At 64.7% G+C, this 19,665-nt stretch carries 19 protein-coding genes; 10 read left to right on the forward strand and 9 right to left on the reverse strand.

What is annotated here, in order from left to right; all coding sequences use genetic code 11:
* Positions 1 to 76 precede the first annotated feature (76 nt).
* From MAXJ12_RS14645 to hutI, 5 genes are all read right to left on the reverse strand, one after another.
* Positions 77 to 664: a HutD/Ves family protein gene (locus MAXJ12_RS14645; RefSeq protein WP_008836679.1), complete on the reverse strand. Its 588-nt coding sequence runs from the start codon at positions 662 to 664 to the stop codon at positions 77 to 79.
* Positions 664 to 2,340 (reverse strand): urocanate hydratase, encoded by a 1,677-nt coding sequence (gene hutU, locus MAXJ12_RS14650; protein WP_008836680.1) that lies wholly within the window; start codon positions 2,338 to 2,340, stop codon positions 664 to 666. Before hutU ends, MAXJ12_RS14645 begins: the two co-directional genes overlap by 1 nt.
* Positions 2,341 to 2,368: 28 nt before the next feature.
* Positions 2,369 to 3,187: an N-formylglutamate deformylase gene (gene hutG, locus MAXJ12_RS14655; protein WP_008836681.1), complete on the reverse strand. Its 819-nt coding sequence runs from the start codon at positions 3,185 to 3,187 to the stop codon at positions 2,369 to 2,371.
* Positions 3,184 to 4,728 carry a histidine ammonia-lyase gene (gene hutH, locus MAXJ12_RS14660; protein ID WP_008836682.1) on the reverse strand — a complete coding sequence of 515 codons (1,545 nt, stop codon included), beginning with the start codon at positions 4,726 to 4,728 and terminating at the stop codon, positions 3,184 to 3,186. The genes hutG and hutH overlap by 4 nt, the downstream gene beginning before the upstream one ends.
* 145 nt (positions 4,729 to 4,873) lie before the next feature.
* Complete coding sequence (gene hutI / locus MAXJ12_RS14665; protein ID WP_008836683.1) at positions 4,874 to 6,109, reverse strand: imidazolonepropionase; 1,236 nt, start codon at positions 6,107 to 6,109, stop codon at positions 4,874 to 4,876.
* 97 nt (positions 6,110 to 6,206) lie between these two features.
* On the opposite strand from hutI, the gene MAXJ12_RS14670 reads away from it, so the two are divergent.
* Entirely contained in the window at positions 6,207 to 7,562 is a 1,356-nt protein-coding gene (locus MAXJ12_RS14670) for a formimidoylglutamate deiminase (RefSeq protein ID WP_008836684.1), read from the forward strand.
* Positions 7,563 to 7,582: 20 nt separating this feature from the next.
* On the forward strand, positions 7,583 to 8,326 hold the full coding sequence (hutC, locus tag MAXJ12_RS14675; protein ID WP_008836685.1) for a histidine utilization repressor: 744 nt from the start codon (positions 7,583 to 7,585) through the stop codon (positions 8,324 to 8,326).
* 156 nt (positions 8,327 to 8,482) lie between these two features.
* On the opposite strand, the gene MAXJ12_RS14680 is transcribed toward hutC, so the two are convergent.
* Positions 8,483 to 8,827 (reverse strand): RidA family protein, encoded by a 345-nt coding sequence (locus MAXJ12_RS14680; RefSeq protein ID WP_008836686.1) that lies wholly within the window; start codon positions 8,825 to 8,827, stop codon positions 8,483 to 8,485.
* Between the two features lie 40 nt (positions 8,828 to 8,867).
* Positions 8,868 to 9,980, reverse strand: coding sequence for an NAD(P)/FAD-dependent oxidoreductase (locus MAXJ12_RS14685; RefSeq protein WP_008836687.1), 1,113 nt, complete (start codon positions 9,978 to 9,980; stop codon positions 8,868 to 8,870).
* 194 nt (positions 9,981 to 10,174) lie between these two features.
* Between MAXJ12_RS14685 and aztA the strand changes: the two genes are divergently transcribed.
* From aztA to MAXJ12_RS14715, 6 genes are all read left to right on the forward strand, one after another.
* Positions 10,175 to 10,987, forward strand: coding sequence for a zinc ABC transporter ATP-binding protein AztA (aztA, locus tag MAXJ12_RS14690; RefSeq protein ID WP_008836688.1), 813 nt, complete (start codon positions 10,175 to 10,177; stop codon positions 10,985 to 10,987).
* A gap of 8 nt (positions 10,988 to 10,995) precedes the next feature.
* The gene (gene aztB, locus MAXJ12_RS14695) at positions 10,996 to 11,862 is read left to right on the forward strand and encodes a zinc ABC transporter permease AztB (protein ID WP_008836689.1); all 867 of its coding nucleotides are present in this window, start codon (positions 10,996 to 10,998) and stop codon (positions 11,860 to 11,862) included.
* A 14-nt stretch (positions 11,863 to 11,876) separates the two neighbouring features.
* On the forward strand, positions 11,877 to 12,824 hold the full coding sequence (gene aztC, locus MAXJ12_RS14700; RefSeq protein WP_008836690.1) for a zinc ABC transporter substrate-binding protein AztC: 948 nt from the start codon (positions 11,877 to 11,879) through the stop codon (positions 12,822 to 12,824).
* Positions 12,825 to 12,911: 87 nt separating this feature from the next.
* Positions 12,912 to 14,111 (forward strand): zinc metallochaperone AztD, encoded by a 1,200-nt coding sequence (gene aztD, locus MAXJ12_RS14705; RefSeq protein ID WP_040586330.1) that lies wholly within the window; start codon positions 12,912 to 12,914, stop codon positions 14,109 to 14,111.
* Between the two features lie 144 nt (positions 14,112 to 14,255).
* On the forward strand, positions 14,256 to 16,340 hold the full coding sequence (locus MAXJ12_RS14710) for a 3-hydroxyacyl-CoA dehydrogenase NAD-binding domain-containing protein (protein WP_008836692.1): 2,085 nt from the start codon (positions 14,256 to 14,258) through the stop codon (positions 16,338 to 16,340).
* Positions 16,341 to 16,444: 104 nt separating this feature from the next.
* A complete protein-coding gene (locus tag MAXJ12_RS14715) occupies positions 16,445 to 16,786 on the forward strand; it encodes a protein tyrosine phosphatase family protein (RefSeq protein WP_040586332.1) in 342 nt (113 codons plus the stop codon).
* An 8-nt stretch (positions 16,787 to 16,794) separates the two neighbouring features.
* On the opposite strand, the gene MAXJ12_RS14720 is transcribed toward MAXJ12_RS14715, so the two are convergent.
* Complete coding sequence (locus tag MAXJ12_RS14720; protein ID WP_420492378.1) at positions 16,795 to 17,295, reverse strand: Lrp/AsnC family transcriptional regulator; 501 nt, start codon at positions 17,293 to 17,295, stop codon at positions 16,795 to 16,797.
* A 240-nt stretch (positions 17,296 to 17,535) separates the two neighbouring features.
* Here MAXJ12_RS14720 and hppD point away from each other — a divergent pair, with 240 nt between their 5' ends.
* Positions 17,536 to 18,648, forward strand: a complete 1,113-nt coding sequence (gene hppD / locus MAXJ12_RS14725; protein WP_008836695.1) for a 4-hydroxyphenylpyruvate dioxygenase — start codon at positions 17,536 to 17,538, stop codon at positions 18,646 to 18,648.
* 381 nt (positions 18,649 to 19,029) lie between these two features.
* Here hppD and MAXJ12_RS14730 read toward each other — a convergent pair whose 3' ends face one another.
* Positions 19,030 to 19,245, reverse strand: coding sequence for an alkylphosphonate utilization protein (locus tag MAXJ12_RS14730; protein ID WP_008836697.1), 216 nt, complete (start codon positions 19,243 to 19,245; stop codon positions 19,030 to 19,032).
* A 174-nt stretch (positions 19,246 to 19,419) separates the two neighbouring features.
* Here MAXJ12_RS14730 and MAXJ12_RS14735 point away from each other — a divergent pair, with 174 nt between their 5' ends.
* Positions 19,420 to 19,665, forward strand: coding sequence for a DUF2188 domain-containing protein (locus tag MAXJ12_RS14735; RefSeq protein ID WP_008836698.1), 246 nt, complete (start codon positions 19,420 to 19,422; stop codon positions 19,663 to 19,665).

Consider the following 19,665-nt stretch of genomic DNA (forward strand, 5'->3'; position numbering starts at 1 on the left):
GGCGAGGTGTTAGTCAGGACCGGAAAAATCCGGCATTTTCGTGGTTCGCGGCGGAATTCGCTGGTTCTGCAGCAACCTATTCCGCGGCCGCGGCGGCCATGATCTCGATCAGGAAGAGGTCTGCCGGGCGGCTTGCGCGGAGACGAAGGATGGCGGGCACGGCACGCATGTGCAGCGTGTCGTGCGGCCCCAGGATCTGGTCCCCGGCGGCTTCGACACAAAAATTGCCGGAACGGCAAAACAGCAGCAGTTCCCGGGCTGTCGACGCCACGTCGAACACTCCGGTGACGGTCAGCCGGCGCATCGAATGAACGACCTTGCCGCGCCGCGTCATCATGTTCAGGTCGGTGATCGGGCCGGCGATCAGGCTCGACGATGTCGCCTCGTCGGCCGGAAAGGAGAACGGGGCCGAACGATCCGTCAGCCGGACCGGCTTTCGTCTGCCAACCGTCAGGACAAGCCCTTCGCCTTCAAGTATCGCCAGCGTGCGGTCGACGCCGGCGAACAGCGAAAACGGGCCTTCGGCTTCAACGCGCGCCATCGACAACCGCCAGTCGAAATCGTCAAGGCCGGCCCCTTCGGGTGAGATGGCAATCTCGAGGGTCTCGCCGCCGCCGTTCTTCCACGGCATGCGGCGGCAGTCGGCGGCGCGGATGATGCGCATCAGCCAAGAATGCCGGGCAGGTTGAGGCCGTTTTCCCTGGCGCAGTCGATCGCGATGTCGTAGCCGGCGTCGGCGTGGCGCATGACGCCGCTGGCCGGATCGTTCCACAGAACACGTTCCAGGCGCCTTGCTGCCTCCGGCGTGCCATCGGCGACGATGACCATGCCGGCATGCTGCGAGAATCCCATCCCGACGCCTCCGCCATGGTGCAGCGACACCCAGGTCGCGCCGGATGCGCAGTTGAGCAGCGCGTTGAGCAGCGGCCAGTCGGAGACCGCGTCGGAACCATCCTTCATCGCCTCGGTCTCGCGATTCGGCGAGGCGACCGAGCCTGAATCGAGGTGATCGCGGCCGATGACGACGGGCGCCTTCAGCTCGCCATTCGCGACCATCTCGTTGAAGGCAAGGCCGAGCCGGTGGCGATCGCCGAGGCCAACCCAGCAGATGCGCGCCGGCAGGCCCTGGAAGTGTATGCGCTTCTGCGCCATGTCGAGCCAATTGTGCAGGTGCTTGTTGCCGGGCGTCAGTTCCTTGACCTTGGCGTCGGTGCGGAAAATATCCTCCGGATCGCCCGACAGGGCGGCCCAGCGGAACGGGCCAACGCCTCGGCAGAACAGTGGGCGGATATAGGCCGGCACGAAGCCCGGGAAATCGAACGCGTCGGCTACGCCCTCTTCCAGCGCCATCTGCCTGATGTTGTTGCCGTAATCCACTGTCGGCACGCCCATTTTGTGGAAGTCGAGCATCGCCCGCACGTGTCCGGCCATGGAGGCTTTCGCGGCCTTCTCCACCGCCTTCGGGTCGCGTTCGCGCTTTTCTTCCCATTTGGCGACCGTCCAGCCTTTCGGCAGATAGCCGTTGACCGGGTCGTGCGCGGAGGTCTGGTCGGTTACAGCGTCGGGCCTGACGCCGCGCCGGACCAGTTCGGGAAAAATGTCAGCCGCGTTGCCAAGCAGCGCAATCGAGACCGCCTTCTTGTCCTTGCAAGCCTTGTCGATAATCGCCAGCGCGTCGTCGAGGTCCTTCGCCTGCACGTCGACATAGCCGGTCTTCAGCCGCATCTCGATGCGGCTCGCCTGGCACTCGACCGCCAGGCACGAGGCGCCGGCCATGGTTGCCGCGAGCGGCTGCGCGCCGCCCATGCCGCCGAGACCGGCGGTCAGGATCCAGCGGCCGGAAAGATCGCCATTGTAATGCTGCCGACCGAGCTCGACGAAGGTCTCGTAGGTGCCCTGAACGATGCCCTGGCTGCCGATATAGATCCACGAGCCGGCCGTCATCTGGCCGTACATCATGAGGCCCTTCTTATCGAGCGCGTTGAAATGGTCCCAATTGGCCCAGTGCGGCACGAGGTTGGAATTTGCCAGAAGCACGCGCGGCGCATCTGGATGCGTCTTGAACACGCCGACCGGCTTGCCCGACTGCACCAGCAGCGTCTCGTCATTCTCCAGCTTTCTCAGCGCGCCGACGATACGGTCGAAGCTCTCCCAGTCGCGCGCGGCGCGGCCGATACCGCCATAGACCACCAACTCGCCCGGCCGTTCGGCGACGTTTGGGTCGAGATTGTTCATCAGCATCCTGAGCGGCGCTTCGGTCAGCCAGCTCTTGGCCGAAAGCTCGGTTCCGGTCGCCGCGCGGATCGTGCGCGCATTGTCGATGCGGGTCTGTTGAGTCATCGGAAAGCCTCCAGAATTGCCGGCGCGGCTAGCTGCGCGCCCAGGCGATTGCGGTTTCAAGGATTTTGGTCAAAGTCTCGCGCATCGGCGCTGCAAAATCCGGATCGTAAGGCGTCGGCCAATTGTCCGGCGAGCCCTTGCCCTCGGGCTCGTGCATGTAGCCGCGGTTGGAAAGCTCCATCTGCAGGGCATGGACTCCATGTTCCGGCCTGCCATGGTGGCGCGTGATCCAGCCGCCCTTGAAGCGGCCGTTGACCACCCAGCTTTCGCCTGTCCCGGCCATGATCGTGGCGACCTTGTCCTGCAGCGCCGGGTCGGCGCTCCGGCCGTCATTGGTGCCGAGGTTGAACACCGGCAGCGTTCCCTCGAACAGCAGCGGCAACACCGAGCGGATCGAATGACAGTCGTAGAGCATGATCTTGCCATGGATCGCCCTCAGCCGCGCGACCTCGGCCTCAAGCGCTGCATGATAGGGATCGAAGAACTCCTTGCGCCGCCGACCAATTTCCGCCTGATCCGGCTCCTCGCCCTCCCGATAAAGCCGGTCGCCGTCGAAGGTCGTCGTCGGGCAGAGTTCCGTCGTCGCCTGCCCCGGATAGAGCGAGGCGCCGGAGGGATCGCGGTTGACGTCGATAACCGTGCGGGAGATTGCGGTGTGCACCACCGTCGCGCCAAGGCTGCCGGCGAAATCGTAGAGCCTGTCGATCCACCAGTCGCAGTCGCGCTGGCCGAGCCAACGCGAAACCAGACGTGGCTCGATATCTGCAAGATCGGTTCCCGTGTGCGGCAGGCTGACCAGCAGCGGCGCGTCGCCACGCGTGACCGTCAGCCACGGCGTCGCCCTCATGACGCCACCTCCGAAACCCCCGGCAGATCGACGCTGTTTGCCGCAGCAATCACCGCGCCGCTGCGCACCAGTTCGATCGCCGCCTCCATATCGGGATGGAAATGCCGGTCGTGGTCGAGATGCGGCACCTCGGCCCGGAGGGTCTTGCGCACCGCCTCCAGCGGCTCGCTAGACGCCAGCGGCGCATGGAAATCGCAGCCTTGCGCCGCGGCCAAAAGCTCGATGCCGATCACAGCCGTCGCATTCTCGATCATGCCGATCAGCCGGCGCGCGCCATGCGCGGCCATCGAGACATGGTCCTCCTGGTTGGCCGAGGTCGGGATTGAATCGACGCTCGCCGGATAGGCCTTCTGCTTGTTTTCCGATACGAGCGCGGCAGCCGTCACCTGCGGGATCATGAAGCCGGAATTCAGCCCGGGCTTCGGCGTCAGGAAGGCCGGCATGCCCGACAGCGCCGGATCGACCAGCATGGCGATGCGGCGCTCTGCAAGCGAACCGATCTCGCAGACGGCGAGCGCGATCATGTCGGCGGCGAACGCCACCGGTTCGGCATGGAAATTGCCGCCCGAAAGCGCGGTGTCGTCCTCGGCGAAGATCAGCGGATTGTCGGTGACGCCGTTTGCCTCGGTCTCCAGCGTGTCCGAGGCCTTGCGCAGCACGTCGAGCGCAGCGCCCATCACCTGCGGCTGGCAGCGCAGGCAGTACGGATCCTGCACGCGCTCGTCGCCGACGCGGTGCGATTCGCGGATGGCGCTGCCGGCCATCAGATTGCGCAGCGCGCTCGCCGTCTCGATCTGCCCCCTGTGCTTCCTGAGCAGATGAATGCGCGGATCGAAAGGCGCGTCTGATCCCCTGGCCGCATCAGTCGACAGCGCACCGGTGACCAGCGCCGAGCGATAGAGAATCTCAGCCTCGAACAATGCCGCCAGCGCGTAGGCGGTCGAAAACTGCGTGCCGTTGAGCAGCGCCAGCCCCTCTTTGGCGCCCAGCACGACAGGCGCGAGCCCGGCCGCAGCCAGTCCTTCCACGGCCGACACCCGGCCGTCTGGCGTAAACACTTCGCCGACGCCGATCATCGTCGCGGTCATGTGGGCGAGTGGGGCGAGGTCGCCCGAAGCGCCGACCGAGCCCTGCGCCGGCACCACCGGCACCACATCCTTCGCCAGCATCGCCTCAAGCAGTTCCACCGTTGCCGGCCGCACGCCCGATGCGCCCTGCGCCAGACTGGCAAGCTTTAGCGCCATCATAAGCCGCACGACCGAAACCGGCATCGGCTCGCCGACGCCCGCCGAATGGCTGAGCACGATATTGCGCTGGAGTGTTTCGAGATCGGCCGCCTCGATGCGAACGCTGGCGAGCTTTCCAAAGCCGGTGTTGATACCGTAGACCGGCTCGCCCTTCGCGACGATCCTCGCGACCGCATCGGCGCTCGCCCTGATCAGCGGCCGGCATGAATCATCCAGCTTCGGCGTCGAACCCCGATAGATGGCGCGCCAGTCGGCCAAGGTCGCGTTGCCGGGGGTCAGCGTGATCTCGGTCATGGCGCTTCTCCGGCAGATGCGTTCGCGAATATACCCCCACCCCTAACCCCTCCCCTCAAGGGGGAGGGGAAGCTGCCGCAAGCCAAGTCCCCCTCCCCCTTGAGGGGAGGGGTTAGGGGTGGGGGTACGACGGCAAGAACGATCGTCATTGTCCCCTCCAGATACGTGCATGCAGCGGGTTGAACCCGATGCGATAGACAAGTTCTGCCGGGACTTCGACATCCCAGATCGCCAGGTCGGCCGACTTGCCGGCCTCCAGCGTTCCCGTTTCGCCGGACATGCCGAGCGCGGCCGCCGCGTGGCGGGAAACGCCCAGCAGGCATTCCTCGACAGTCATGCCGAACAGGGTCGCGGCCATGTTCATGGTCAGAAGTAGAGAGGTCAGTGGCGAGGTCCCGGGGTTGCTATCGGTGGCGACGGCCATTTTCACGCCGTGGCGGCGGAACAGGTCAATCGGAGGCTTTTTCGTCTCGCGGATGAAATAGAACGCGCCGGGCAGCATCACCGCCACCGTACTCGACTTGGCCATGGCGGCCGCGCCGGCCTCGTCGGTATATTCGAGATGGTCCGCCGAGAGCGCGCCGAAGCTTGCGGCAAGCGCTGCGCCATGCAGGTTTGAAAGCTGGTCGGCATGGAGTTTTACCGGCAGGCCGAGCGCCTTGGCTGCTTCGAACACGCGGGCCATTTCTTCCGGCGAAAAGGCCATCCCCTCGCAAAATCCATCGACCGCATCGGCCAGGCCGTCGGCCGCAATCGCCGGCAGCATTTTTTCTGCGACCAGATCGATGTAAGCCGACTTGTCGCCGTTTGCCTCCGGCGGCAGGGCATGCGCGCCGAGGAAAGTCGTGCGGATCGTGACCGCCCTCTCCTCGCCCATGCGGCGCGCCGCACGCAGCGACTTCTTCTCGTTTTCCAGGTCCAGGCCGTAGCCGGACTTGATCTCTACGGTTGTGACGCCTTCGGCAATCAGCGCATCGAGGCGCGGCAGCGTTTCGCGCACCAGATCGTCCTCGCTCGCCGCGCGCAGCGCCTTGACCGACGAGACGATGCCGCCGCCGGCGCGAGCGACTTCTTCATAGGTTGCGCCGGCCAGCCGCATTTCGAACTCGTTGGCGCGGTTGCCGGCGTGGACGAGATGGGTGTGGCAATCGATCAGGCCGGGCGTGATCCAGCGGCCGCCGCAGTCGATGATCTCGGCGTCATGCGTCAGTGCGGAGGGAATCTCGGCTGCCGGTCCGGCGAAGACGATCCGCCCATCGCTGGCGACGATCGCACCGTCATCGACGGTGCCCAGGCCGGGCAACGACGGCGACATGGTCGCAAGCCGGGCATTGCGCCAGATGCGCGTCCGACTCGATGGTTTCTCCCCTGCGCCAGCCATCACATTTCCCGTTTTCATCGCGCTTCAATATGTATATACATATCACGAAACGACGCAAGTGGGCTTCGGCTCAGGATTAAAGTTCGAGGGAGGTGGCATGACGACGATCTTTGCCGAACAGGCCCTGCTCCCGGCCGGTTGGCAGGACAATTCCCGCATCGTCACCGATGGCGGGCTGGTCGCTTCGGTCGAGCAGGCCGCCTCGCCTGCTCCCGGCGACGAGCACCATGCGATCGTGCTGCCTGGCATGCCGAACCTGCACAGCCATGCCTTTCAGCGCGGAATGGCCGGCCTTGCCGAAACGCGCGGCCCTTCCGCCGACAGCTTCTGGTCGTGGCGCGAGGTGATGTACCGCTTCGCGCTTAGCATCACGCCCGAGCAGGCGGAGGCGGTCGCGGCCCAGCTTTATGTCGAGATGCTGGAAGCCGGGTTCTCGCGCGTCGGCGAGTTTCACTATCTGCATCATGATCTCGACGGGCGGCCATACGCCAACCCGGCGGAAATGGCGGGGCGTATCGCTGCGGCGGCGCGGGCGACCGGTATCGGCCTGACACTGCTGCCTGTCTTCTATGCCCATTCGGGTTTCGGCGGCGCAGCACCCAACGACGGCCAGCGGCGATTCGTCAATGATCTCGATAGCTTCGCCGCTCTTCTTGAAGGCTGCCGCACCGCGACCAGGGATATGCCCGGCGCGGTTGTCGGCGTTGCGCCACACAGCCTGCGCGCCGTCACGCCGCAAGAACTCGCGGCCGTCACTGCCATGATGCCGGACGGGCCGATCCACATCCACATCGCCGAGCAGATGCGCGAGGTCGAGGATTGCATCGCCTGGTCGGGGGCGCGGCCGGTCGAATGGCTGCTCGCCAATGCGGACGTCGACCGGCGCTGGTGCCTGATACACGCCACCCACATGGTCGAAGCCGAAACCGTCGCCATGGCGAAGAGCGGCGCCGTCGCGGGCCTCTGCCCGATAACCGAGGCGAATCTGGGGGATGGCACGTTTTCCGGACCTCTTTTCGTAGAGAATGGCGGGCGTTTTGGAGTGGGTTCCGACTCCAACGTGCTGATCGGTGTTGTGGATGAATTGCGGCAACTTGAATATTCGCAACGGATTTTTCATCGCGCGCGCAACGTGTTAGCCGATCCGGGCCAATCAAACGGCCGAAATTTGTTCACAATGGGGGTCGCGGGCGGCAATCAGGCCCTTGGTCGTGCGAAATCCGGCATCGTTCCCGGCGCACCGGCCGATTTCGTTTCGCTCGAGGCGACGCACCCCACCCTCGCCGGCAAATCCGGCGACGCGATTCTCGACGCATGGATTTTCGCCAATGGCGCGGCGGTCGATTGCGTCTGGGTGAATGGCGAAAGGCTGGTCACCCAGGGGCGGCATTTTGCGCGCGAGGCTATCGCCGAGAAATTCAAGACGGCGATGATCGAACTGCTCGCGGGCTGACGGACAGACGTGGAACGCAAATGGATGTGACCGAGGCAATCAGCGCAGACGCCGAACCGGCATCGCTTCACCAGCGCATTCTTGCCGACATCAGCGACCGCATCATGTCGGGCGAATGGGCGCCGGGCCACCGCATCCCGTTCGAGCACGAGCTTTCCGCCGAATATGGCTGCTCGCGCATGACGGTGAACAAGGCGCTGTCGCAACTGGCCAAGGCGGGGCTGATCGAGCGCCGCCGCCGCTCCGGCAGCTTCGTGCGCCGGCCGCAATCGCAGGCGGCTATTCTCGAAATCCACGACATCAAGACGGAAGTGGCCGCGCTCGGGCTGCCCTATCGCTACGAGCTGACGTCGCGCCGCAAGCGCAAGAGCACGCCGGACGATCGCGAGCGGCTTGGGCTGAAGAATTCAGGCGCGGTGCTGGAGTTGACTTGCCGCCATTTTGCCGGCGCGCAGCCATTCTGCCACGAGGACCGCCTGGTCAATCTCGCCGCCGTGCCTGAAGCGGCGGACGAAAGCTTCGAGGAGAATGCGCCCGGGCCGTGGCTTATCGGCCGCATCCCGTGGAGTGCGGCCGAACATCGGATCACTGCTGTCGGCGCGGAGGCGGAAACCGCCGCCGCGCTGAACATTGCCGAAGGATCGCCTTGCCTGGTGGTGGAGCGGCGCACCTGGAGCGCCGACCATCCGGTCACCCATGTGCGGTTCACCTATGCCGCCGGCAGCCACGCTCTGGTGGCGCGGTTCACGCCTTCGCAGAGCTGATTTTTTTGCTTCTTGCCCCTCATCCGCCTGCCGGTTCTCCACGCGATCCTTCGACAAGCTCAGGATGAGGGAAGAACTAGGCAGCAGCGCCGGCGAGTCCCCTCTCCCCGTTCTACACGGGGAGAAGGTAAGGGTGAGGGGCAGCTCCATGCGCGGCTAAAGCGCCGCCGTGATGATGATCTCGACCTTGTATTCCGGCGCTGCGAGCTTGGCCTCGCCGGTGGCGCGCGCAGGCGTATGGCCCTGCGGCACCCAGCCGTCCCACACAGCGTTCATCTCGGCGAAGGTGCTCATGTCGGCCAGCCAGATGATCGCCTGAAGGATCTTGGTCTTGTCCGAACCGGCCTTGGCCAGCAACTCGTCGATCGTGGCGAGGATTTCCTTGGTCTGGGTGGCGACGTTGCCGCCCGGCGAGCCGACCTGCCCGGCCAGATAGATCGTGTCGTTATGGATGACGATGTCGCTCATGCGCGGGCCGACATCAATACGGCGAATGGTCATGGATCTATTTCCTTCCTGAAAATTTTGTTCGAGCAGCGGCCTAACGAAAGCGGTCTGGCGACAGGGCCGGGACCAGCGCTTCCATTTCGGCGGGCAGGCCCGCGCGCCTTATCATCTGTCCGGCCAGCCATGACAAGGCGGGCGATGTCTGAATCCCGTAGCCGCCCTGCCCCGCAAGCCAGAAAAAGCCTTCCGCCGTCGTGTCGAAGCCGGCGACCGGCGTCCGGTCCGGCGCGAAAGTGCGCAATCCGGCCCAGCTCCGCTCGACATGGGTCACCGGAAAAACCATCGCCTGCTCGAATCGGTGCAGGCCTTCGGCCAGCACCATGTCGTCCACGAATGCGTCATGCGGCTCGACCGGGTCCTCATCGGCCGGCGAGACCAGCAGGCGCGCACCGTCGGGCTTCATGTACCAGGTGTCCGCGGCGTCGCCGACCAGCGGCCAGTGGCGCGTGTCGTAGGCCGCCGGCGCAGGCAGCACGGCGATCGAGCGGCGCATCGGCGTCACGCCGATCGGCACGACGCCGCATTTCTTTGCGACATCGTCGGCCCAGGCCCCGGCTGCATTAACGATGGTCTTGGCGATGATCCGCGCATTCGGCGTCTCGATCGACCAGAGCCCGCCGGCATATTCCGCCTTCGTCAGCGCGCAGTCGGTCAGGACCTTCGCGCCCGCCATTTTCGCGGCTTTCAGCCAGCCCTGATGCAGCGCGGCGACATCGATGTCGCGCGCATCTTCTTCATAGGAGGCGGCGAGAATGCGCTCCGCCCGCAGCGCCGGCACCAGCGCCAGCGCCTCGGCGACGCTGATCTCGCGCAGGCCCTCGCTCTCCGCCAGAAGCTCGGCGTGATGGGACATTCCTTCGGCATCGGCGATGTTCAGCATGCCGCGCGGAGAAAGCAGCGGGTTCGGGAACAGGTCTTTGTCCGCATGTTCGAACAGCGGCGCGCTCGCGCGGCTGAGCGCCCGGATCGTCTGGTTGCCGTAGTTCTGGATGAAGATCGCCGCCGAGCGCCCGGTCGTGTGATGTCCCGGCCGGCTTTCCTGCTCGATCAGGACGACCTTGAAATCATGCGTCAGCGCGGCCGCCACTCCGGCTCCGGCAATGCCCGCGCCGACAATTGCAATGTCAGCCCTGATCTCGTCCTGCATGCGCTCCACCTCCCTTGCTCGCGACCTTTTCCACATTACAGCGGAAATTGAAATGGAGCAGAGCACGGCGTTGCCTGCCCCAGCCTTCCTGGTGCGGATTTCGGCCGCGGAATCTCAAACGGCGGCGTTGACTAATGTAATAACATCACATATCCAGCCCTTGCCGCCAGCAATACGGATGCAGCCGGAAGACCATGACCGACGCCAGCCTGACCTTTCGCGACCTGACGCTTGGCTATAACAGCCACCCCGCCGTCCATCATCTGAACGGCGCGGTCAAGACGGGCTCGCTGACCGCTGTCGTCGGGGCCAACGGCTCCGGCAAATCGACGCTGATGAAGGGCATCGTCGGCGTGCTGAAACCCATGGCCGGGACCTGCTTCAATGCCAAGGGCTCGCGCATCGCCTATTTGCCGCAGCAATCCGAACTCGACCGTTCCTTCCCGGCGCGCGTGATCGATCTCGTCTCGTTGGGCCTCTGGCCCCGGCGCGGCCTGCTCGGCCGCTTCACCAGGGACGATCGCGACCAGGTTTCGAAGGCGCTGATGGCCGTCGGGCTGGGCGGCTTCGAGAAGCGGCCGATCGACACGCTGTCGGGCGGCCAGTTGCAGCGCGCTCTCTTTGCCCGGGTCCTGCTCCAGGATGCCGAGATCATCCTGCTCGACGAGCCCTTCAATGCGGTAGACGCGAAGACTGTCGGCGACCTGATCGCCCTGATCAAGCGCTGGCATGGCGAAAAGCGCACCGTCATGGTGGTCATCCACGACCTCGACCTGGTGCGCCGGCATTTTCCCGAAACCCTGCTTTTGGCGCGGCAGCCGGTCGCCTGGGGCGAAACGATCGAGACGCTGAAGCCGGAAAACCTGTTGCGCGCGCGCCGTTTCGACGAAGCCTGGCATGACGATGCGCCCTGGTGCGAGCCCGCCGGGGACGATCACGCCCATGACCACTCACACGACCATGGTCACGATCATTCGCATCGCGATTCCGGTCCGCGGGCGGCCTGAGCAGCATCATGTATGATTTCCTGATCGCCCCCTTCGTCGAATTCGGCTTCATGCAGCGCGCGCTGATGGGTTCGCTGATGCTGTCGATAGGCGCCTGCCCGGTCGGCGTGTTCCTGATGCTGCGGCGCATGAGCCTGACGGGCGACGCCATGGCCCATGCCATCCTGCCGGGCGCAGCGGCCGGCTTCCTGCTCTACGGCCTGCAGATCGTGCCGATGACCATCGGCGGGCTGATCGCCGGCGCGATCGTTGCGCTGGGTGCCGGCGCGGTGTCGCGCTTCACCGTGCAGAAAGAAGACGCCTCGATGGCCGCCTTCTACCTCATCTCATTGGCGGCCGGCGTACTCATAGTGTCGCTGCGCGGCTCCAGCGTCGACCTGATGCATGTGCTGTTCGGCACGGTGCTTGCGCTGAACAACGACGCGCTGACGCTGATCGCTATGATCACCGGCACCACGCTGCTGACGCTTGCGATCTTCTGGCGGGCGCTGGTCGCCGAATGCCTCGACCCGCTGTTCCTGCGTTCGGTGAGCCGTCTCGGCACGCCCGTCCACTTCATCTTTCTCGGGCTGGTCGTCCTCAACCTCGTCGGCGGCTTCCAGGCGCTCGGCACGCTGCTCTCGGTCGGACTGATGATGCTGCCCGCCGCCGCCGCGCGCTTCTGGACGACCCGCGTCGAGCCGATGTGCGCGCTAGCGATCCTGATCGGCTTCGCATCCTGCGTCGCCGGCCTGCTCCTGTCCTATCACGCCGCGCTTCCTTCCGGACCGGCCATCATCCTGTCGGCGGGCGTCATCTATATCTGCTCGATCGTTTTCGGCACGCGCGGGGTCTTCAATACCCGCACCCGCCATCACCGCCACCGCACCGCCTGAAGGAGACACCATCCATGCTCAGCAAATTTCGACTTGCCCTGCTGGCGACCGTTATAACATTAAGCCCCCTCGCCTCGGCCTCCGCCGAACCGCTGAAAGTCATCGCCAGCTTCTCGATCATCGGCGATTTCGCGCAAAATGTCGGCGGCGAGCGCGTCGAGGTGACGACGCTGGTCGGCCCGGACGGCGACGCGCATGTCTACGAGCCCAGGCCGGCCGACGCGGTCGCCATGGCCGGCGCCGATGTGGTGCTGGTCAACGGCCTGCATTTCGAAGGCTTTCTCGAGCGTCTCGTCGAAACCAGCGGCGCAAAAGCGCAGATCGTCGAACTGACCAAAGGCGTCGAGCCGCTGAAGATGCAGGAAGGGCACGAGGCGGAAGGCGAAGCGCATGATGCCGCCGCCGAGGAGGAAGAAGGCCACCACCATGGCGATACCGATCCGCACGCCTTCCAGTCCATCGCCAACGCAAAAATCTACGTGAAGAACATCGCCGACGCGTTCTGTGCCGCCGATGCCGAGGGCTGCGACGCCTACAAGGCCAATGCCGAAGCCTACACGCAAAAGCTTGCGGCGGCGGAGGACGAGGTGAAGGCGGCTGTCGCCTCCATCCCCGAAGACAAGCGCGTCATCATCACCTCGCATGACGCTTTCGGCTATTTCGAGCACGAATACGGCCTGACCTTCCTGGCTCCGGAAGGCGTCTCGACCGAAGCGGAAGCTTCGGCCGCCGATGTCGCTGCGCTGATCAGGCAGGTGCGCGAAGACAAGGCCTCGGCGATCTTCGTCGAGAGCATCACCAATGCGCGGCTGGCCGAACAGATCGCAACAGAAACCGGCCTGAAGATCGGCGGCACGCTCTATTCCGACGCGCTCTCGGCTGCCGACGGCCCGGCATCCACCTATATCGACCTGATGCGCTACAACATCGCCACGATCAAAGGCGCGATCCTCGGCAGCTAGCCGGAGCACCACGACCGACCAAGGCGGGTTCGTCCCGCCTTTTTCGGCCCTCAATGTGTTATGTTATTACATCAAGGAAGGGACACCATGCCTCGTCGTCTGAAAGCACTCTCCTGCGCCGCGCTAGCGTTGGGCTTCATAATCCCGCCCGCTATTGCGGAAGAAAAATCCGCATGGCGGCTGTTCGTGTCGGATCATGCCGCACCGGTCGTCCGCGCCATCGACGCCGAAACCGGCACCGTGCTGGCGAACTTCGCGACCAAGGGGCCGGCGACGCTGCATCGCAGCGAAAGCGGCAGGACCGTATTTGCGGTCCAGGGCAAGTCGGACATGGTTTCGGTGATCTCGAGCGGCCTCTCCACGGGCGACCATGGCGATCACGGCGACCTGGAGATCGAAGCGCCGAGCCTGCTGGAGGCGACGTTTCCCGGCGCAAAGCCATCGCATTTCGTCGATCATCATGGCGACATAGCCCTGTTCTTCGATGGCGAGGGCGTCGTCCGCACCATATCGGAGAAGGACGTGCTCGCCGGCTCGAAAGCAGTGCGCGAGGTCAAGACCGCCGCGCCGCATCACGGCGTCGCGGTGGCGTTCGGCAATCATGTCCTGGTGAGCGAGCCCAACAGCGAAAAGCCGGACGAATTGCCGGTCGGCATCCGGGTGATCGACAGTGCCGGCGCGCCGGTCGGAGATTTGCATTCGTGCCCGGACCTTCACGGCGAGGCGTCGTCCGGCAACATACTGGCGATCGCCTGCGCGGAAGGGTTGCTGCTGGTCAAAGCCGGCGGCGACGCGCCCTCGATCGAGATGCTGCCTTATGGCGAAGGGCTGCCCGAAGGCAAATCGACGACGCTGGTCGGCGGCAGGGGCCTGCAGTATTTTCTCGGCAATTACGGGCCGAGCGCCGTTGTGGTGATCGACCCGACGGCAAAAGACGCTTTCCGTCTGATCGAGCTGCCGACGCGCCGAGTGCATTTCGCGGTAGACCCGGTACGGCCGAAATTCGCCTATGTCTTCACTGAAGACGGCAAGCTGCACCGCATCGATGTTCTGGCCGGCCAGATCGTCGGCACGCTGGCGCTGACCGAGCCCTACAGCATGGACGGCCACTGGAGCGACCCGCGGCCGCGTATAGCCGTCGCGGGAGATGCGATCATCGTCAGCGACCCGCTGAAGAGCGTGCTGCATGTCGTCGATGCTGGAAATTTTGCCGAAACCGGCAATATCCCCGTTGAAGGCAAGCCGTTCAACGTTGTGGCGATCGGCGGATCCGGCGAAACGCACTGACCGGCCTGCATAACGGCTCGACGCAGCCGAGCCGGTTGACCCGGCCCGGCTTCTTCATGATACACGCTCTGCGGAAGCCTGGACCGGATCGTCCCGGCCGCCCGGCTCCGCGCGACGCCAGCGCCGGCAAACAGGAGCGTGTCGATGACCGAGACCGTGACCATCACCCGCGATGGCGAAATCGCCATCGTGACCATCGACAACCCGCCGGTGAACGCACTGGGCTTCGGCGTCCGCGAGCCGCTACAGAAGGCGCTGGAAACGCTCACCGGCGACGCTTCCGTCGCCGGCATCGTGCTGGCCTGCGCGGGCCGCACCTTCGTTGCAGGAGCCGACATCACCGAATTCGGCAAGCCCAAGCAGCGGCCGGAACTGCGCGACATCATCGAAACGCTTGAAGCGATCCGGAAACCCACGGTCGCGGCCATCCACGGCGCCGCGCTCGGCGGCGGGCTGGAACTTGCGCTCGGCTGCCATTTCCGCATCGCCGACAAAGGCGCGAAGCTCGGGCTGCCGGAGGTGAAGCTCGGCTTGGTGCCGGGCGCCGGTGGCACCGTCCGCCTGCCGCGCCTGGTCGGCCCGTCGAAGGCACTGAAAATGATCGTCTCCGGCGCGCCGGTTCCGGCCGATGTGGCGCTGGCGAGCGCACTGGTCGACGCGATCTCCGAGTCCAGCCTCCTCGCCAACGCGGTCGCCTTCGCCCGCGACAAGGCCGCGAGCGGCGTCGCTGCCGCACCGGTGCGCAATCGCGGCGGGCAGATCATCGGCGCCGACCTCGCGGCATTCGACGCCGATGCGGCCGAACTCGCCAGGAAGGCGCGCGGGCTCGAAGCGCCGCTGGCCTGCGCGCAATCTGTGCGCAACGCGATCACCCTGCCCTTCGACGAGGCGCTGGCCGCCGAGCGCGAACTGTTCACGAAACTGGTTTCGGGCGACCAGTCGCGCGCCCAGCGCCATCTGTTCTTCGCCGAGCGCGAGGCCACGAAAGTGCCCGGCGTCGGCAAGGAAGTCGCGCCGCGCGAAATCCGCCGCGTGGGCGTCATCGGCGCCGGCACGATGGGCGGTGGCATCGCCATGGCCTTCGTCAATGGCGGCATCCCGGTGACCCTTCTCGAAATGAACCGCGAGGCGCTCGACCGCGGCCTGGCGACGATCGAGAAGAACTATGCGATATCGGTATCGCGCGGCTCGCTGAGCGAAGACGCCAAGGCGGGGCGGATGGCGCTGTTTGCGCCGACCACCGACTATGCCGACCTCGCCGAGTGCGATCTCGTCATCGAGGCCGTGTTCGAGGACATGGCGGTGAAGAGAGAGGTGTTCAGCAAGCTCGACGCCGTCGCCAAGCCGACGGCGATCCTTGCCACCAATACGTCCTATCTCGACGTCAACGAGATCGCGGCCTCGACCAGCCGTCCGCAGGATGTGCTGGGGTTGCACTTCTTCTCGCCGGCCAACGTCATGAAACTGCTGGAGATCGTGCGCGGGGAAAAAACCGCGCCGGATGTGCTGGCGACGGCGCTTGGCGTTGCGAAAAGGATCGGCAAGGTTCCGGTTGTCGTCGGCGTCTGCCACGGCTTCGTCGGCAACCGCATGCTCTCGGCCCGCTCGGCCGATGCGGAAAACCTTCTGCTTGAAGGCGCCTCGCCGGATGAGATCGACAAGGTGTTCACCGGTTTCGGCTGGCCGATGGGTCCGTTCCAGATGTACGATTTGGCCGGCCTCGACATTGGCTGGCGCAACCGCAAGGCGCGCGGCCAGCTTGCCGTCATCGCCGACCGGCTCTGCGAACAAGGCCGTTTCGGCCAGAAGACCGGCAAGGGTTTTTACCTCTACGAGAATGGCTCGCGCACCCCGGTTCCCGATCCGGAGGTGACGCAACTGATCGAGGACAGCGCGCGCGAAAGAGGCGTCAGCCGCCGCGCCGTTCCGGCCGGGGAGATCATCGAGCGCACGCTCTATCCCATGGTCAACGAGGGCACGAAGATCCTGGAGGAAGGGATCGCCGCGCGCGCGTCCGACATCGACATCGTCTGGACCAATGGCTACGGGTTTCCGGTCGGAAAGGGCGGGCCGATGTTCTGGGCCGACTTCGAAGGGCTGCCGAAGATCATCGAACGGCTGGAATACTGGCATGGCGGCAACGGCAAAGACGTGTTCCGGCCGTCCGCGCTGTTGAAGCGGATTGCCGCCGAGGGCAGCCCGCTCAGCACCTTCGTCGGCAACGGCTGAGACGACAGCGCTGTTGCGGCGGGCAGTTCGAGGTGGCATGACGGTCGCGAGAGAGCGGCGCGGGCGCTATGCTTGCCGCAACGATGGGATCACGAGGCATCACCATGGAATACAGACAGATTACCGACAACTACGCCGTGTCCGGACAGATCGCGGCCGAAGACATCGCCACGATCAAGGCCAAGGGCTTCAAGAGCATCATCAGCAACCGGCCCGACGGCGAGCAGCCCGGCCAGCCCTTAACGGCCGAGATCAGGAAGGCCGCGGAAGACGCCGGCCTGTCGTTCCGCCACGTCCCGATCGTCAGCGGCATGCCGATGACCGGCGACGACGTCGCCGCGATGGCCGAGGCGCTGGACGAACTCGAAGGCCCGGTCTTCGCCTATTGCCGCTCCGGCACGCGCTCGACCAACCTGTTCATGGCGGTGCAGCAGTCGAAAGGCTGAGGCTGCCGTTATAAGGGCAGCGCCGAGGTCTCCTTCAGCGTCTCCAGCACGATCGCGGTCTTCACATGCTGCACGGATTCGTGCGGCAGGAGCACGCCGTTGACGAAATCCGACAGCGATTTCAGGTCCGGCGTGACGACCTTGAGGATGTAATCCATTTCGCCGGTCAGTGCATGCGCCTCCTGGACTTCGGGCAGGCGCGACAGGAGTTCGGCGAAGTTGCGGGCATTGTCGCGATTGTGGGTCGCCAGCGTCACCGAGATCACATTGACCAGCGAGAATCCGAGCCGGTCGCGGTCGAGCACCGCCCGGTAGCCGCGGATAAAACCCTCCTCCTCAAGCCGCTGCCTCCGCCGAGAGCATTGCGACGGCGACAGGTTCACGCGCTCGGAAAGGTCATTGTTGGTCAGCCTGCCATCGGCCTGCAGCAGAGACAGTATCTTGCGGTCAAATTGATCGATGCGCTCGTCATCGGCCATTTTCGGCTCCATCGTGCACGCTTTACGCATCATTGCAGCATCCGAAGCGTTTGAATGCAAGCACCGTGCGGGCGGTTTGGGCTATTCTGGGCAGAGTTTGAACGTGCGTCCTTCGAGGCTCGCTTCGCTCGCACCTCAGGATGAGGACGGCTTATGCCACCTTCTTCCGGAACGATCGCGCGAGCCTCTGGGTTCGTGAGATTTCGCAACGCTCCTCATCCTGAGGTGCGAGCGAAGCGAGCCTCGAAGGACGCGCCAAAGGAGGAAGCCATGGGTCCCTTTCCGCACGACGCCCCGCCCGCCAAGATCAGCAAGGCCAATCCCGCAGGCACCGACGGGTTCGAGTTCGTCGAATTCGCCCACCCGGAGCCGGAAAAGCTCTCCGACCTCTTTACGCGCATGGGCTACGCGCCGGTTGCAAAACACCGGACCAAGAACATCACCATCTGGCGCCAGGGCGACATCAACTACGTGCTGAACGCCGAGCCCGGCTCATACGGAATGAAGTTCGTGGAAAAGCACGGGCCCTGCGCCCCGGCAATGGCGTGGCGCGTCGTCGACGCGAAGCATGCGTTCGACCACGCGGTCTCCAAGGGCGCCGAGCCCTATATGGGCGATGACAAGACGCTCGACGTGCCGGCGATCGTCGGCATCGGCGGCTCACTGCTCTATTTCGTCGACAAATACCGCGACAAGGGCTCGGCCTATGATGCGGAGTTCGAATGGCTGGGAGAGCGCGACCCGAAGCCGGAAGGCGTCGGCTTCTATTATCTCGACCACCTGACCCACAATGTCTATCGCGGTCAGATGGACAAATGGTGGGCGTTCTATCGCGAACTGTTCGGCTTCAAGCAGATCCACTACTTCGACATCGACGGCCGCATCACCGGGCTGGTCAGCCGCGCGATCACCTCGCCCTGCGGCAAGATCCGCATCCCGCTCAACGAGTCCAAAGACGACACCAGCCAGATCGCGGAGTACCTGCGCAAATACAAGGGCGAAGGCATCCAGCATATCGCGGTTGGCACCGACGGCATCTACGACGCCACCGACAAGCTCGCCGCCAACGGACTGAAATTCATGCCCGGCCCGCCCGACACTTATTACGAAAAGTCGCATGAGCGCGTGCACGGCCATGACGAGCCGATCGAGCGGATGAAGAAACACGGCATACTGATCGACGGCGAAGGCGTGGTCGACGGCGGCACGACGAAGATCCTGCTGCAGATATTCTCGAAAACCGTGATCGGGCCGATCTTCTTCGAATTCATCCAGCGCAAGGGCGACGAAGGCTTTGGCGAAGGCAACTTCCGCGCGCTGTTCGAGTCGATCGAGGAAGACCAGATCCGCCGCGGGGTACTGAAATCGGACGCTGCCGCCTAGCGGCAGCGAGCCCGATCGCTCGCCCGGCAGGAGCCAGGGATTTGTGAAAAACCAAGTCCAGCACATCGGCGCGCTTGCGGGAGCGCCGATGTGCCGGCCGGCACCGGTGACAGGACGTTCCCGGAAGCCGAACAGTGTCAGCCCGCGACAAGGCCGACAACCACGACGAGCCCGCACAGGCCGAGCAGCGGGCCTAGTATCCAGCGCGCTTCGTGGACGCTTTTATCCATGGCAACCTCCTGGTCCAGTTAGCCCTGCAACGCGAGCTATGGAGGCTGGTTCCAGTTTTTGTCGACCGTTGAATTGGCTGTCGCAAATGGGCCGAATTAGGGGGCCGCATGGATTGGGCTGCCGGCGCAATCCAGCGCGCCGGCTGCAGCGTCATGCCTTCTTCAGAAATTCGGTGCGGAGCACCAATCCTTTGACTTTTTCGGCATTGCACTCGATCTCGCCCTCCTTGTCGGTCAGGCGAATGTTCTTGATCAGCGTGCCGCGCTTCAGCACGACAGACGTGCCTTTGACCTTGAGGTCCTTGATCAGCGTCACGGAATCGCCATCGGCGAGCTTCGTGCCGTTGCTGTCCTTCACATCCGTCATGTCAGTCCCCTTCGTCGGATCGATCGACGCACTGATAGGGACGGTTCGGTCGCGTGTCGCGGCAAATCGGCGACCGCCTACCGAAGGAACCGCTGCCGGATGCGGATTCGGCGCCGGTTCGGCAGGAACAACTTCACCCTTGCCCCGTTGAGCGGTCAAAAGGAGGGTGAGCGCATGACGCGGATTACCTATGAGATCGTGGAACATGATGGCGGCTGGGCCTACAAGCTCGGCGATGTGTATTCGGAGACCTTCGCCAGCCGCTCGCAAGCCTATGAGGCGGCCAAGGCTGCCGCCACCGAACAGCAGCTCGCCGGCAGGACGGAAGGCATTATCTACCAGGACGAGAAAGGCGAGTGGCACGAGGAGGTTGTCGACGGGCGGGACCGCCCCGAGACCGACGTTTCGACCGGAGGCTGA

Source organism: Mesorhizobium alhagi CCNWXJ12-2, from assembly GCF_000236565.1.
In the GTDB taxonomy this organism is placed as follows: Bacteria; Pseudomonadota; Alphaproteobacteria; order Rhizobiales; family Rhizobiaceae; genus Allomesorhizobium; species Allomesorhizobium alhagi.

What these genes read in the sequence shown, in the direction of transcription:
- MAXJ12_RS14645 (WP_008836679.1), bottom strand. Translation starts at nt 664, where the DNA reads ATGCGCATCATCCGCGCCGCCGACTGCCGCCGCATGCCGTGGAAGAAC.
- hutG (WP_008836681.1), bottom strand. Translation starts at nt 3,187, where the DNA reads ATGAGGGCGACGCCGTGGCTGACGGTCACGCGTGGCGACGCGCCGCTG.
- MAXJ12_RS14685 (WP_008836687.1), bottom strand. Translation starts at nt 9,980, where the DNA reads ATGCAGGACGAGATCAGGGCTGACATTGCAATTGTCGGCGCGGGCATT.
- MAXJ12_RS14670 (WP_008836684.1), top strand. Translation starts at nt 6,207, where the DNA reads ATGACGACGATCTTTGCCGAACAGGCCCTGCTCCCGGCCGGTTGGCAG.
- MAXJ12_RS14710 (WP_008836692.1), top strand. Translation starts at nt 14,256, where the DNA reads ATGACCGAGACCGTGACCATCACCCGCGATGGCGAAATCGCCATCGTG.
- hutU (WP_008836680.1), bottom strand. Translation starts at nt 2,340, where the DNA reads ATGACTCAACAGACCCGCATCGACAATGCGCGCACGATCCGCGCGGCG.
- aztB (WP_008836689.1), top strand. Translation starts at nt 10,996, where the DNA reads ATGTATGATTTCCTGATCGCCCCCTTCGTCGAATTCGGCTTCATGCAG.
- MAXJ12_RS14735 (WP_008836698.1), top strand. Translation starts at nt 19,420, where the DNA reads ATGACGCGGATTACCTATGAGATCGTGGAACATGATGGCGGCTGGGCC.
- hppD (WP_008836695.1), top strand. Translation starts at nt 17,536, where the DNA reads ATGGGTCCCTTTCCGCACGACGCCCCGCCCGCCAAGATCAGCAAGGCC.
- MAXJ12_RS14715 (WP_040586332.1), top strand. Translation starts at nt 16,445, where the DNA reads ATGGAATACAGACAGATTACCGACAACTACGCCGTGTCCGGACAGATC.
- MAXJ12_RS14720 (WP_420492378.1), bottom strand. Translation starts at nt 17,295, where the DNA reads ATGCGTAAAGCGTGCACGATGGAGCCGAAAATGGCCGATGACGAGCGC.
- hutC (WP_008836685.1), top strand. Translation starts at nt 7,583, where the DNA reads ATGGATGTGACCGAGGCAATCAGCGCAGACGCCGAACCGGCATCGCTT.
- hutI (WP_008836683.1), bottom strand. Translation starts at nt 6,109, where the DNA reads ATGGCTGGCGCAGGGGAGAAACCATCGAGTCGGACGCGCATCTGGCGC.
- MAXJ12_RS14730 (WP_008836697.1), bottom strand. Translation starts at nt 19,245, where the DNA reads ATGACGGATGTGAAGGACAGCAACGGCACGAAGCTCGCCGATGGCGAT.
- MAXJ12_RS14680 (WP_008836686.1), bottom strand. Translation starts at nt 8,827, where the DNA reads ATGACCATTCGCCGTATTGATGTCGGCCCGCGCATGAGCGACATCGTC.
- aztC (WP_008836690.1), top strand. Translation starts at nt 11,877, where the DNA reads ATGCTCAGCAAATTTCGACTTGCCCTGCTGGCGACCGTTATAACATTA.
- hutH (WP_008836682.1), bottom strand. Translation starts at nt 4,728, where the DNA reads ATGACCGAGATCACGCTGACCCCCGGCAACGCGACCTTGGCCGACTGG.
- aztA (WP_008836688.1), top strand. Translation starts at nt 10,175, where the DNA reads ATGACCGACGCCAGCCTGACCTTTCGCGACCTGACGCTTGGCTATAAC.
- aztD (WP_040586330.1), top strand. Translation starts at nt 12,912, where the DNA reads ATGCCTCGTCGTCTGAAAGCACTCTCCTGCGCCGCGCTAGCGTTGGGC.